Here is a 12,765-nt window from a genome sequence, read left to right as displayed (position 1 = left end):
AACGATAATTCTGATTAACCTTTGGGCGCGGCAGGATTAAGAAAATAATAACAGTTAAGCATCGTAAATGATTCATGCGGGCGCTTATTACTTATTATTAAGTGTTTATCTGGAAAGATGCTAAGCAATGGCAATGAATGGAACCGATTCCTTTTTTGCGGAAGTACTTGAACTATTTCGAACTGTTGCAGCATGTTGATGCAAAATGATTGAATAAAGTCTGGAAACAGCCTGTCAGTTTTCAGCGATAATCGTAAAAAGGCTGCTTTTTTAGCAGTGATTACATGAGTGATTGATTAACGTCTGAAACAAGTGTGGGAAGATTGCATGAACAAGCATAAAGGAAGCGTCGGACAGCGTATCAGACGTATTGTTGGTCGTATCGTACTGGTGTGGCTGGGAATATGGCTGGCGGGCATTTTACTCTTTTCGTTCTTACCCGTGCCGTTCTCAGCGGTGATGGCTGAACGACAGATCGGAGCCTGGTTACGCGGTGATTTTAGTTATTTCGCCCATTCAGACTGGGTCGGCCATGACGAGATTTCGCCCTGGATGGGGCTGGCCGTTATCGCCTCAGAAGATCAAAAGTTTCCCACCCATTGGGGCTTTGATGTGGCGGCGATTGAGTCTGTACTGGATAACAGCGATAGCCGGATGCGTGGGGCGTCCACGCTGTCTCAACAGACGGCGAAGAATCTGTTCCTCTGGGATGGTCGCAGCTGGGTGCGTAAAGGTCTGGAAGCGGGTCTGACGGTAGGAATTGAAACGGTCTGGACGAAGCGGCGTATTTTAACCGTCTATCTCAATATTGCGGAGTTCGGGCCCGGCATCTTTGGCGTTGAGGCGGCTTCTCAGCGTTATTTCCATAAGCCTGCCAGCCGGCTGACCGCAGCAGATGCCGCCTTACTGGCAGCGGTGCTGCCTAATCCGATACGTTATCGTGCTGCTGCACCCTCAGGCTATGTCAGAGAGCGGCAGCAGTGGATACTGCGTCAGATGCGCCAGCTTGGCGGGGAAGGCTTCCTGCAGCGTAATCAGCTCGATTAAGCGTTAATCTTCATCGAAACCCGCTTCAAATAACTCAATGACCGCTGCCAGCGCCGGAATCTCCTCCGGGCCGCTGGCTTCAATCTCAATGTGGCCGCCTTTTGCCGAGTCGAGCATCAGCAGCGCAATCACGCTGCTGGCTTCGGCTTCAGTGCCCGCTTCATTACGCAGTAATACTTCGGCATCAAAGCTCTGCACCAGCTCAAATAACTTCATCGCCGGACGTGCATGCATGCCCAGCTTATTTTTAATTTCTACAGTTTGTCTGACGGTCATGATTTGCGCTTTTCCAGCGTACGATGGCGTGACTGCACATTCTTACCCCGTGAACGGAAGTAATCTGCCAGCTGTTCTGCAATATAGACTGAGCGGTGTTTACCGCCGGTGCAGCCAATCGCCACGGTAAGATAGCTACGGTTATTGGTCTCCAGCATCGGCAGCCAGAGTTCAAGGTAGCTGCGCGTCTGGTAGATAAAATTATGCACTTCAGTGTGGCGATCAAGGAAGGCCGCCACAGGGCGATCGAGGCCGGTCATCGGGCGCAGTTTGGGATCCCAGTGGGGGTTGGGCAGAAAGCGCACGTCAAATACATAGTCAGCGTCAATCGGAATGCCATGCTTGAAGCCAAACGACTCAAACACCATGGTCAGCTCACGTTCACGCTTGCCCAGCAGGCGGGTACGCAGCATCTCTGCCAGCTCATGCACCGACATCTCTGAGGTGTCGATGATCAGATCGGCACGTGAACGAAGTGGCTCCAGCAGATCGCTCTCTTCATCAATCGCGCTCTCCAGCGAGAGGTTTTTGCTGGAGAGGGGATGCAAACGGCGCGTATCGCTGTAACGACGAATCAGGGTGTTGCGATCGGCGTCGAGAAAAAGCAGCTGAGGGGAAAATGTATCAGGCAGATTATTCAGTGCGGTTTCAAAAATTTCCGGGGATTCGGGCATATTACGCACGTCGATGCTGACCGCCGCCGAAATATTGCGCTCAGCCAGCGAGTTAGCTAACTCAGGCAGCAGCACGACCGGCAGGTTATCAACGCAGTAGAACCCCATATCTTCCAGCGCACGGAGCGCCACTGACTTCCCCGAGCCTGAACGACCGCTAACGATCATCAGCACCATGACCTTCTCTCCCGTTTTAAAACCGGCACCGGGCCGGTAAAGACGCGTTACTGCTCCGACTGGACTTCCGTAATAATGGCATAGAGCTCTTCATCACTCTGCGCTGCGCGCAGACGACGGCAAACCGTTTTATCTGCCAGACGCTTTGCCACCAGTGACAGGGTGTGCAGATGTGTTTTGCACTGGTCAGCCGGGACCAGTAAGGCAAACAACAGATCGACCGGCTGGTTGTCGACGGCATCAAACGCAATCGGCTGTTCGAGGCTGATAAACACCCCAACCGCGCGCAGCGTATCCTCTTCCAGCTTGCCGTGCGGGATGGCTATCCCGTTACCAATACCGGTACTGCCCATGCGTTCGCGGGTCAGGATCGCTTCGAAAAGCGTCTGGTGCGGCAGGTTGAGCTGCTTAGCGGCCAGTTCGCTGATGATTTCCAGCGCACGTTTTTTGCTCTGGCAGTGGACGCCGCTGCGGGTGCAGTCTGGCGAAAGCACTGTGCTCAATTCCAGTGTGAGATCGTTGTTCATTATCGTTTCACTTGCGTGTTCACCAGGCCATTCACCGCCAGCGCGTATTGACGCGTGTGACAAACGGCGCCTGCTCAGATGACAAAACGGGGCGGATTATCCGCCCCATCCTGTCGGCTCTGCGCGCCAGGCGCGCGTCGCTAGCGTGAAGGTTAGTGTTTTTTCAGTTTATCTTTGTGTTTGGTCAACTGACGGGTGAGCTTATCGATCAGTCCGTCAATGGCCGCATACATATCTTCCGCTTCGGATGTGGCGTGCAGCTCGCCACCATTCACGTGTAGTGTTGCGTCAGCCACCTGCGTGACTTTCTCAACCTTCAGGACAATATAGACCTGATTGATATGTTCAAAATAGTGTTCCAGTTTGGCAAATTTACCGTTGACGAATTCACGCAGAGGTGGAGTGATTTCAACGTGTTGCCCGGTCAGGTTCAGCTGCATAGGTCTTCCTTCTCATTTCTTTCAAACCAGTTGTTTACGCTGGTTCGATGGCGGGATGGATAAAGACTCACGATATTTGGCGACGGTACGCCGTGCCACCATGATCCCCTGATCAGATAACATGGAGGTCAGTTTACTGTCGCTCAAGGGTTTGGCTGGATTTTCCGCCGAAATTAATTTTTTCACCAGGGCACGAATCGCGGTAGAGGAGGCTTCACCGCCACCTTCCGTATTAACGTGACTGGAGAAAAAGTACTTCAGTTCAAAAATGCCACGCGGGCTGTGCAGATACTTCTGCGTGGTAACGCGGGAGATGGTCGATTCGTGCATCTCAACGGCCTGGGCGATATCCGCCAGCACCATCGGGCGCATAAATTCTTCACCCTGCTCGAAAAAGGCCTGCTGTTGCTCAACAATACAGCGCGTCACTTTCAGCAGGGTATCATTGCGGCTTTCCAGGCTCTTAATCAGCCAGCGGGCTTCCTGCAGATTACTGCGAATGAACTGGCTGTCGCTGTCGTTCCGCGTCGCGCCGCTCATTGCCGCATAGTGCTGATTGATCTTCAGACGTGGCACGCTATCGGCATTGAGTTCAACCGTCCAGCGGCTGCCGATCTTACGCACCAGCACATCGGGAATGACATATTCTGGTTCGCCGGTGTTGATCGACTGACCCGGACGCGGGTCCAGCGACTGAATCAGCAGCATCGCCTCTTTCAGCACCTCTTCTTTGAGGCGTGTGACCCGCATCAGGCTGCGGAAGTCATGGTTTGCCAGCAGATCGAGATGTTCGCTGACGATCAGACGCGCCTCTGCCAGCATCGGCGTTTCGGGCGCATATTGTGAAAGCTGCACCAGCAGGCAGTCACGCAGATCGCGCGCGCCAACACCAATCGGGTCAAAGCGCTGGATGCGTTTCAGCACCGCTTCAACTTCATCCGCTTCGAGCTCATCATCGCCGATGCTGTCAAGGATCTCCTCAAGCGAAACGGTGAGATACCCGGTGTCATCAATAGCATCGACAATAGAGGTGGCAATGGCGCGATCGGTATCGCTGAACGGCGTCAGTCCGACCTGCCACATCAGATAATCCTGCAGCGACTGGGTCGTTTCGCCCTGATAAACCGGTAACTCATCATCCTGGTAATCGGTGCCGGTGCCGGAAGGCGTACCCGCGGTGTAGATCTCATCCCAGGTCGCATCCAGCGGCAGTTCATCAGGCATCTCTTTCTGCTCAAGCGCTTCGCGTGTATCCAGCGCCTCGGCATCTGAAGACTCCCGTGAATCGATCTCTTCATGCAGGTCAGTCTGCTCAAGCAGCGGATTACTTTCCAGCGCAAGCTGAAGCTCCTGCTGGAGTTCAAGCGTAGAGAGTTGCAGCAGGCGAATCGCCTGTTGCAACTGCGGAGTCATTGCCAGCTGTTGGCTGAACCTGAGTTGTAAACCTTGCTTCATAGACAGGATGATCGTTCCCAGGTAAACATCGGTATTAACGACACCTTATCAGAGTCTGAACTCTTCACCCAAATAAACCCGCTTAACCTGCTCATCCGCAAGAATTTCATTCGGTGTGCCGTGTGCGATCAGGTGCCCCTGGCTGACGATATAAGCCCGCTCACAGACCGCTAACGTTTCGCGTACGTTATGGTCGGTAATCAGCACACCGAGGCCGCTGTCACGCAGATGCTCAATGATCTTCTTAATGTCGATAACGGAGATGGGGTCAACACCGGCAAAAGGTTCATCCAGCAGGATAAATTTAGGATTAGCCGCCAGCGCCCGTGCAATCTCAACACGACGTCGCTCACCACCCGAAAGTGCCTGGCCCATGCTGTCGCGCAGGTGCTCAATGTGAAACTCTTCCATCAGCTCACGGGCACGATCCTGGCGTTGCTCTTCGGTCAGATCGTCACGGATCTGCAAGACCGCCATCAGGTTATCGTAGACGCTGAGGCGACGGAAGATCGATGCCTCCTGCGGCAGATAGCCGATGCCACGACGCGCACGGGCATGCAGCGGCAGGATGCTGATATCTTCATCATCAATAATAATGCGGCCAGCGTCACGCGGCACAATGCCCACCACCATGTAAAAGGTGGTAGTTTTACCGGCACCGTTCGGGCCCAGCAGGCCGACAATCTCGCCGGATTTTACCTGCAGGCTGACATCTTCTACCACGCGACGGCCTTTATATGCCTTCGCCAGGTTTTCTGCGATTAATGTGGCCATAGCTATCAGTTACTCTTCTTTCCGCTGTTGGACGAACCTTTGTCCTGAAGTTGCGACGGCACCAGTACAGTCGTGACGCGCTTGTTCTGACCCTGACTGAATGCCTGCATTTTCTGCTCTTTCACCAGGTAGGTAATACGATCGCCTTTGATGTTGCTGTCCTGCTGCTCAATGAATGCATTGCCGGTCAGTTCAACGAAATCGTTAGCCAGTTCATAGTGCAGTTTTGCGGCATGGCCCTGCACCGGCTTACCGCTGTCCTGCATCTGATAGAAGGTGGCGGGATTACCGTAGGCATCAACGATGGTTTTCTTGCTGTCGCCGCCCGGACGGGTCACCACGACTTTATCTGCCGTGATTTTAATTGAGCCCTGCGTCACGATGACATTGCCGGTAAAGGTCGCGACATTGCCTTGCAAATCCAGCGCCTGATTCTGCGAGTCAATATTGACGGGCTTGTCCGAGTCACCGGTCAGAGCCAGCGCCGGAACGCTGGTTGCCAGCAGCATGCTGGCCAGTAAAAGCTTCAGGCTATTTTTGTTCATTTTGAATTTCATAAGAGGTTTTGACCTTCTCGATTAACTCGGCGTTTTTTGTCCGTAAATTGCCGCGCATTTTCATGCCGGTGGAGTTAAAACTGCGGCCATACAATGTCACCTGGTCATCAGAGGTAACATCCTGAGTGACAAGATTAATCTGGGCGTTATCGGTTTTGATCCGCTCAAGCTGAGAATCCTGCGTCAGCGTATTCAGCTCAACATGGCCATACAGGTAAAGCATACGATCTTTGGTGAGCTTTGCTTTATCCGCGCGTAACGTCCAGGTAGGGATTTTGTTCTCATCAAAGGTGGTCATGACCGGATTGTCGAACCAGCTCAGTTCATCATCCGAAAAATAGGTCACTTTGTCAGAGACCAGTTTATATGACAGCGCGCCCTGCGGGTTATAAACCACAGTGTGTGAATCAGCACTGGTATAGGTCGGTGACTGACTGTCCGTGCCGACTGGCGTGCCATCGTCATCCTGGTTAGTAAGATTCCAGCCGATCAAAACCAGTGCAATCAAGGTCAGAATCAGCGTTATCCAACGCCTGCTTTTACTCATACTGATTGCCCTTTGGCATCCTCAAATTTGTTCTGCGCCATTAAGATCAGGTCACATACTTCGCGAACTGCACCGCGTCCACCGGCAATCCGCGTGACATAATGCGCGCGCGGCAACAGGATCGGATGTGCATCCGCCACCGCCACGCTTAAACCCACTTTCGCCATAACCGGCCAGTCGATCAGATCGTCACCAATGTAGGCGACCTGGTCGTCGGAAAGAGACAGTTTATCCAGAAGTTCACGATAGGCCAAAAGCTTATCCGATTGTCCCTGATAAAGATGACGGATGCCGAGCGTTTTGCAGCGATCTTCCATCAGGCGGGCATTGCGGCCGGTAATAATAGCCACTTCCACATCGGAGGTCAGCAAACAGCGAACGCCGTAACCGTCCCGCACGTTGAATGCCTTCAGCTCTTCGCCATTATTCCCCATGTAGATCACTCCGTCGGACATCACGCCATCGACATCGCAGATCAGCAGACGAATCCTGCTGGCGCGCGCCATAACGTCAGCGCTGACCGGGCCGTAGCAGGTTTCAATCGGGTGGGTTGCCTGTTGCATTTTCTCTTCCTGTTCAGACTACGCCAGCGCGCAGCATGTCATGCATATGTACCACACCGAGCAGATGGTCGTCATCGGCCACCAGAATCGAGGTAATGTTTTTGGTCTGCATCAGGTTCAGGGCTTCCACTGCCAGCATATTAGGCCGGACGCGGATGCCACCTGGCGTCATCACTTCCCCGATGGTGGCGCGCTGGAAATCGATGCCCATATCAAAGATGCGGCGCAGGTCACCATCGGTAAAGATACCTTCAATTTTCATCAGGTCGTCGACGATCACCGTCAGCCCCAGATTTTTGCGGGTAATCTCCAGCAGCGCATCGCGCAGCGAGGCGTCCCGTGTGACGTGCGGCAGTTCATCGCCACTGTGCATGATATCAGCCACATGCAGCAGCAGTTTACGACCCAGCGCACCGCCAGGATGGGACAAAGCAAAGTCTTCGGCGGTGAAGCCGCGCGCTTCCAGCAGCGAAACCGCCAGCGCGTCACCCATCACCAGCGTGGCCGTGGTGCTGGTGGTCGGTGCCAGACCCAGCGGGCAGGCTTCCTGCGGAACATGGACACACAGATGCACATCGGCAACCCGGCCCATCGCACTGTCAGGCCGTCCGGTCATGCAGATCAGCGTAATGTGCTGACGCTTTAAAACCGGAATCAGCGCGAGGATTTCGTTCGACTCACCGCTGTTGGAGATGGCGATGACCACATCATTTTTGCTCACCATGCCCAGATCGCCATGGCTGGCTTCGGCCGGATGAACAAAAAAAGCGGGCGTGCCGGTACTGGCAAAGGTCGCCGCCATTTTTTTGCCGATATGGCCAGACTTGCCCATGCCCATCACCACCACTTTACCCTGACAGGCGTAGATCAGGGCGCAGGCGCGGGCGAAATCGTCGTTAATATATTGATCGAGTTGTTCCAGACCTTCGCGCTCAATGCGCAGTACGGTTTTCCCCGCCTGCTGGAAATCAAATGCTGTTGGTTGCTGATATGACATAGTGAGTCTGTCCTTGTTAGCCGTCCATGAATGCCGGCTGCATCCACAGCAGCGTCACCCAGACGAAGAAACCACAGAGTAAAAATAAGCCTGCCGTACGGCCAACGCGGCGGCGACGTAGCAGGCAGAGCAGGGCAAACAGCACGCTGACTCCCAGCATCACCCAGTAATCACGGGCGAAGGCGTGATAATCGACACTGCCAGGGTGAATCAGCGCCGGCAGACCCAGCACAATGGCAATATTATAAATGTTGGCGCCGATCAGATTGCCGATCGCGATATCATCTTCGCCTTTCAGCGCACCGGCAATAACCGTTGCCAGCTCGGGCAGGCTGGTGCCCACGGCGATCAGCGTCAGGCCCATCACCAGTTCGCTGACGCCAAAATAGTCGGCAAACGCCGTGGCATTGTCGATCACCATTCGTGTCGACATCGGCAGGATAATCAGCGCGACGGCCAGCCAGAGAAAGGCCACCGTATTTCCGCTCTCTTCGCGTGGCAGCTCGGCCAGCTGCTCGCGGGTCAGGGTGTCGTTGTTATCCCGTTCTGCTTTACGCGCAATGCGAATCACCACCATCAGATAAATCGCGGCAATGGCGATCAGGCCTATTCCATCCAGTCGACTAAGCTGATTGTCAAACAGCATGAAACCGCTGAGCAGGGTAACCAGCAACATTAACGGCAGTTCACGGCGTATCAGATTAGAATGGACGCTGAGCGGGTGCATAAGCGCAGCGGCACCCAGGATGAGTAAAATATTGGTAATATTCGAGCCGAGCGCGGTGCCAACAGCAAGATCCATCTGGCCATGCTGCGCGGCGGAAAAGGAGAGGATCATCTCTGGCAGCGAGGTGCCGATGCTGACAACGGTCATGCCAATAATCAGTGGCGGGATGCCAAATGATCGACACAGTATAGAGGCGCTAAACACCAGACGATCGGCACCATATGCCAGTAAAAGCAAACCGATAATCAGCAGTGCAGAAGCTACGAACATGAAAAATCCTTGCGTAAAAACCCAGGCCGGCAATGCCTTTCCCGACCGGTTTAAGGTTCTGTTTGGCGAGACAGGCGCTGATTTTGACCGTCCGGACGGCAAAAGTAAATTTAATGACCATTTTCGCCAAATCTTAGCGGTAAGTTTCTGTAAAGCTATCGTGAATCAGGACCGAACAGGCTACCATCGTACCCCATGTTTACGCCCGATCCTTACAAGAGGTTATAATGATCCAGCAGCAATCGAATCTGGTTGAGGTTCGTGGCGTGAGTTTTTCGCGCGGAGATCGCACCATCTTCGATGACATTTCGCTGACCGTGCCAAAAGGCAAAGTGACGGCGATAATGGGGCCGTCGGGGATAGGAAAAACCACGCTGCTACGCTTGATTGGGGGGCAACTTCAGCCGACCAGCGGTGAAATCTTTTTCCGTGGTGAAAACATTCCGTCACTGTCTCGCACTAAATTGTACGAAGCGCGCAAAAAAATGAGCATGCTGTTCCAGTCTGGCGCGCTGTTTACTGACCTGACGGTCTATGAAAATGTTGCCTGGCCGCTGCGTGAACATACCCGTCTGCCTCCTCCGCTGCTGCACAGCACAGTGCTGATGAAGCTGGAAGCGGTGGGTCTGCGTGGCGCGGCCCAGCTGAAGCCCGCGGAGCTGTCGGGCGGAATGGCGCGTCGTGTGGCACTGGCGCGCGCTATCGCGCTGGAGCCGGAACTGATCATGTTTGATGAGCCTTTCGTCGGTCAGGATCCGATCACGATGGGTGTGCTGGTAAAACTCATTGATGAACTGAACCATGCTCTGGGCCTGACCTGTATTGTGGTCTCGCACGACGTACCGGAAGTACTGAGTATTGCGGACTATGCCTATATCGTGGCCGGACAAAAAATTATCGCACACGGCACCACGCCGGAGTTGCGAGCGAACAATGACCCGCGCGTTCGCCAGTTTATTGATGGCGATGCGGATGGTCCGGTTCCCTTCCGTTTTCCTGCCGGCGACTATCTCGCTGATTTAACCGGCTCAGGGAGTAACTAAACTGATGGTGTTGAAGGCGCTGGCGACATTTGGACGTCAGGGAATTGAAACGTGCGCCAGTTTTGGACGCGCAGGACTCATGCTCTTTCATGCGCTGGTGGGCAAGCCAGCGTTCCGCAGACACACGCCGCTACTGATTAAACAACTTTATAGCGTCGGCGTGCTGTCGCTGCTGATCATCGTGGTTTCCGGTCTGTTTATCGGCATGGTGCTTGGCCTTCAGGGTTATCTGGTCTTAAACACCTATGGCGCGGAAACCAGCCTCGGTATGCTGGTGGCGCTGTCATTGCTGCGCGAACTGGGGCCGGTTGTGACCGCGCTGCTGTTCGCCGGACGGGCAGGGTCTGCGCTGACCGCCGAAATCGGCCTGATGAAGGCCACCGAACAGCTCTCCAGTATGGAGATGATGGCGGTTGACCCGTTGCGCCGGGTGGTCTCGCCGCGCTTCTGGGCCGGTTTTATCAGTATGCCGTTACTGACGCTGATTTTTACCGCGGTAGGGATTGCCGGTGGGGCGCTGGTCGGGGTGAGCTGGAAAGGGATTGATCCCGGTTTCTTCTGGTCGGCGATGCAGAATGCCGTCGATTTTCGTGCCGATGTGGTTAACTGCCTGATTAAAAGTGCGGTATTTGCCATTACCGTGACGTGGATTGCGCTGTTTAACGGCTATGATGCGATTCCAACCTCTGAAGGGATCAGTCGCGCGACGACGCGCACTGTGGTGCACGCGTCACTGGCGGTGCTCGGATTGGATTTTGTGCTGACAGCACTGATGTTTGGGAATTGATGCAATGCAAAGCAAAAAAAGCGAAATCTGGGTTGGCATATTTATGATTATGGCGTTGCTGGCGGCGCTGTTTCTCGCGCTGCGCGTCGCCGATTTAAAGTCAATGGGCACCGAGCCGACGTGGAAGCTCTACGCCACCTTTGACAATATTGGTGGTCTCAAAGCCAGTTCGCCGGTCAAGATTGGTGGGGTGGTGATTGGCCGGGTGACCGACATTGAGTTAGAGCCGAAAACGCTGCTGCCCCGTGTCACCATGGACATCAGCGATCAGTATGCGAATAAAATTTCAGACACCAGCTCGCTGGCGGTTCGCACTCAGGGACTGCTGGGTGAGCAATTCCTGGCACTCAATTTAGGATTTGACGATCCTGAACTGGGTTCGGCGATGCTGAAAGATGGCGATACGCTGCGCGATACGAAATCCGCCATGGTGCTCGAAGACCTGATCGGTCAGTTCCTTTATAAGAGCGGCGATAATAAACAAAACAGTGAAAACAAGGATGCGCAGGAAGGCGACAGTGCTGCGCCTGCGGCACCGGCTCAACCTTAAAGAAGAGGGTATACCATGTTTAAACGTTTACTGATGATTGCCATGCTGGTGGTTGCGGTACCGCTGACGGCAACCGCAGCCGATCAGAGCAACCCCTACAAACTGATGAATGAAGCGGCGCAAAAGACGTTCACCCGTCTGAAAAACGAGCAGCCGAAAATCAAGCAGGACCCTAACTACCTGCGTCAGATTGTGCGTCAGGAGCTGCTGCCTTATGTACAGATCAAATATGCGGGCGCGTTAGTGCTGGGCCGCTACTATCGTGATTCGACGCCCGCTCAGCGTGAAGCCTACTTCAGCGCCTTTGGTGACTATCTGGCGCAGGCTTATGGTCAGGCACTGGCACTGTACAACGGACAGAGCTACCAGATTCAGCCTGAGCAGCCGTTAGGCGATGCCCAGATTGTCGCTATTCGCGTTTCCATTATCGATCCAAATGGCCGTCCACCGGTTCGCCTCGACTTCCAGTGGCGTAAAAACAGCCAGAGCGGTAACTGGCAGGCGTATGACATGATCGCTGAAGGCGTCAGCATGATCACCACCAAACAAAATGAGTGGAGCGATCTGTTACGTACCAAAGGTATCGATGGTCTGACGGCGCAGCTGAAATCTTCTGCGGCACAGCCAATCACGCTGGATAAACAACAATAATGCACGAATCGTTACGCTGGGAGCGGGAAGCCAGCACGCTATTACTGAAAGGCGAACTGGATCGCGACACGCTGATGAGCCTGTGGCAGCAACGTGAAACGCTGATTAAAGATGTCGATACCATCGACGTCGCGGCGCTGGAGCGTGTGGACTCTTCCGGGCTTGCCCTGCTGGTGCATCTGCGGGAAATCGCGCGGGCACAGGGTATTACCCCTCGCTTTACGGGCATCAGCGACAAACTGCATTCGCTGATAACGCTTTACAATCTGCAACAGATTATTGTTTCTGCGGATAAAAGCGCCTGATATCCGGTTGTTATGCTAAGCCCCTGTTTTCAACAGGGGCTTTTGCGTATTTAAGAGTCAGCCGCTTTCCTCTACTATGTCAGCCTTATTATTATTAAGTGAAGTTAAGCCCAATGGAAAACTGTGAAATTCAGGCCGTGCTGATGGCAGCATTGCCTTTAGATGAAGTGCATGTGATGAGCAATGATGGCAGCCATTTTCAGGTGATCGCCGTAGGCGAACTGTTTGGCGAACTGAGCCGCGTAAAAAAGCAGCAGGCTGTCTACGCGCCGCTGATGGAATTTATCGCGGATAACCGCATTCATGCTGTCTCTATCAAAACCTATACTCCCGCTGAATGGGCGCGTGACCGTAAACTCAACGGTTTCTGATCCCCAGCGGGGTGAACTCGTCGCTGG

General features: G+C 53.9%; 19 protein-coding genes. 8 read left to right on the top strand and 11 right to left on the bottom strand.

Features of this window, described 5'->3' with window-relative positions:
• Positions 1 to 327 precede the first annotated feature (327 nt).
• Positions 328 to 1,047: a monofunctional biosynthetic peptidoglycan transglycosylase gene (gene mtgA / locus OK409_RS12465; RefSeq protein ID WP_250488958.1), complete on the top strand. Its 720-nt coding sequence runs from the start codon at positions 328 to 330 to the stop codon at positions 1,045 to 1,047.
• A 3-nt stretch (positions 1,048 to 1,050) separates the two neighbouring features.
• Here mtgA and npr read toward each other — a convergent pair whose 3' ends face one another.
• The 11 genes from npr to OK409_RS12410 form a co-directional block, all read right to left on the bottom strand.
• Positions 1,051 to 1,323, bottom strand: a complete 273-nt coding sequence (gene npr, locus OK409_RS12460; protein ID WP_010251923.1) for a PTS phosphocarrier protein NPr — start codon at positions 1,321 to 1,323, stop codon at positions 1,051 to 1,053.
• Positions 1,320 to 2,174: an RNase adapter RapZ gene (gene rapZ, locus OK409_RS12455; protein ID WP_010251920.1), complete on the bottom strand. Its 855-nt coding sequence runs from the start codon at positions 2,172 to 2,174 to the stop codon at positions 1,320 to 1,322. The genes npr and rapZ overlap by 4 nt, the downstream gene beginning before the upstream one ends.
• Positions 2,175 to 2,221: 47 nt before the next feature.
• On the bottom strand, positions 2,222 to 2,701 hold the full coding sequence (gene ptsN, locus OK409_RS12450) for a PTS IIA-like nitrogen regulatory protein PtsN (protein WP_010251916.1): 480 nt from the start codon (positions 2,699 to 2,701) through the stop codon (positions 2,222 to 2,224).
• Positions 2,702 to 2,853: 152 nt separating this feature from the next.
• Positions 2,854 to 3,141 (bottom strand): ribosome hibernation promoting factor, encoded by a 288-nt coding sequence (hpf, locus tag OK409_RS12445; RefSeq protein ID WP_010251913.1) that lies wholly within the window; start codon positions 3,139 to 3,141, stop codon positions 2,854 to 2,856.
• Between the two features lie 21 nt (positions 3,142 to 3,162).
• Positions 3,163 to 4,596: an RNA polymerase factor sigma-54 gene (gene rpoN / locus OK409_RS12440; protein WP_264367120.1), complete on the bottom strand. Its 1,434-nt coding sequence runs from the start codon at positions 4,594 to 4,596 to the stop codon at positions 3,163 to 3,165.
• Positions 4,597 to 4,644: 48 nt separating this feature from the next.
• Positions 4,645 to 5,370 carry an LPS export ABC transporter ATP-binding protein gene (gene lptB / locus OK409_RS12435; protein ID WP_003851107.1) on the bottom strand — a complete coding sequence of 242 codons (726 nt, stop codon included), beginning with the start codon at positions 5,368 to 5,370 and terminating at the stop codon, positions 4,645 to 4,647.
• A 5-nt stretch (positions 5,371 to 5,375) separates the two neighbouring features.
• Entirely contained in the window at positions 5,376 to 5,927 is a 552-nt protein-coding gene (gene lptA / locus OK409_RS12430) for a lipopolysaccharide ABC transporter substrate-binding protein LptA (protein ID WP_010672013.1), read from the bottom strand.
• Positions 5,902 to 6,474, bottom strand: coding sequence for an LPS export ABC transporter periplasmic protein LptC (gene lptC / locus OK409_RS12425; protein ID WP_010251907.1), 573 nt, complete (start codon positions 6,472 to 6,474; stop codon positions 5,902 to 5,904). Before lptC ends, lptA begins: the two co-directional genes overlap by 26 nt.
• Entirely contained in the window at positions 6,471 to 7,037 is a 567-nt protein-coding gene (gene kdsC, locus OK409_RS12420; RefSeq protein ID WP_010251905.1) for a 3-deoxy-manno-octulosonate-8-phosphatase KdsC, read from the bottom strand. Before kdsC ends, lptC begins: the two co-directional genes overlap by 4 nt.
• A gap of 13 nt (positions 7,038 to 7,050) precedes the next feature.
• Positions 7,051 to 8,034, bottom strand: coding sequence for an arabinose-5-phosphate isomerase KdsD (kdsD, locus tag OK409_RS12415; protein WP_010251903.1), 984 nt, complete (start codon positions 8,032 to 8,034; stop codon positions 7,051 to 7,053).
• A 16-nt stretch (positions 8,035 to 8,050) separates the two neighbouring features.
• Entirely contained in the window at positions 8,051 to 9,031 is a 981-nt protein-coding gene (locus OK409_RS12410) for a calcium/sodium antiporter (RefSeq protein ID WP_010251901.1), read from the bottom strand.
• Here OK409_RS12410 and OK409_RS12405 point away from each other — a divergent pair.
• The 7 genes from OK409_RS12405 (at position 9,030) to ibaG (ending at position 12,738) form a co-directional block, all read left to right on the top strand.
• Positions 9,030 to 9,287: a hypothetical protein gene (locus OK409_RS12405; RefSeq protein WP_124889623.1), complete on the top strand. Its 258-nt coding sequence runs from the start codon at positions 9,030 to 9,032 to the stop codon at positions 9,285 to 9,287. The two genes, OK409_RS12410 and OK409_RS12405, sit on opposite strands and share 2 nt — an antisense overlap.
• On the top strand, positions 9,259 to 10,074 hold the full coding sequence (gene mlaF / locus OK409_RS12400; RefSeq protein ID WP_010251897.1) for a phospholipid ABC transporter ATP-binding protein MlaF: 816 nt from the start codon (positions 9,259 to 9,261) through the stop codon (positions 10,072 to 10,074). The genes OK409_RS12405 and mlaF overlap by 29 nt, the downstream gene beginning before the upstream one ends.
• Before the next feature lie 4 nt (positions 10,075 to 10,078).
• The gene (gene mlaE, locus OK409_RS12395; protein WP_010251894.1) at positions 10,079 to 10,861 is read left to right on the top strand and encodes a lipid asymmetry maintenance ABC transporter permease subunit MlaE; all 783 of its coding nucleotides are present in this window, start codon (positions 10,079 to 10,081) and stop codon (positions 10,859 to 10,861) included.
• 4 nt (positions 10,862 to 10,865) lie between these two features.
• The gene (mlaD, locus tag OK409_RS12390) at positions 10,866 to 11,411 is read left to right on the top strand and encodes an outer membrane lipid asymmetry maintenance protein MlaD (RefSeq protein ID WP_010251890.1); all 546 of its coding nucleotides are present in this window, start codon (positions 10,866 to 10,868) and stop codon (positions 11,409 to 11,411) included.
• 15 nt (positions 11,412 to 11,426) lie between these two features.
• On the top strand, positions 11,427 to 12,062 hold the full coding sequence (gene mlaC / locus OK409_RS12385) for a phospholipid-binding protein MlaC (protein WP_010251887.1): 636 nt from the start codon (positions 11,427 to 11,429) through the stop codon (positions 12,060 to 12,062).
• Positions 12,062 to 12,367 carry a lipid asymmetry maintenance protein MlaB gene (gene mlaB / locus OK409_RS12380; RefSeq protein ID WP_010251883.1) on the top strand — a complete coding sequence of 102 codons (306 nt, stop codon included), beginning with the start codon at positions 12,062 to 12,064 and terminating at the stop codon, positions 12,365 to 12,367. Before mlaC ends, mlaB begins: the two co-directional genes overlap by 1 nt.
• Positions 12,368 to 12,480: 113 nt before the next feature.
• Positions 12,481 to 12,738 carry a BolA family iron metabolism protein IbaG gene (gene ibaG / locus OK409_RS12375; protein WP_264367119.1) on the top strand — a complete coding sequence of 86 codons (258 nt, stop codon included), beginning with the start codon at positions 12,481 to 12,483 and terminating at the stop codon, positions 12,736 to 12,738.
• Positions 12,739 to 12,765 lie beyond the last annotated feature (27 nt).

This window comes from Pantoea sp. RG18, from assembly GCF_025910075.1.
Taxonomy (GTDB): Bacteria; Pseudomonadota; Gammaproteobacteria; order Enterobacterales; family Enterobacteriaceae; genus Pantoea; species Pantoea agglomerans.
The sequence above is the reverse complement of the archived record's forward strand: the minus strand, read 5'-3'. Positions and strand labels throughout refer to the sequence as shown.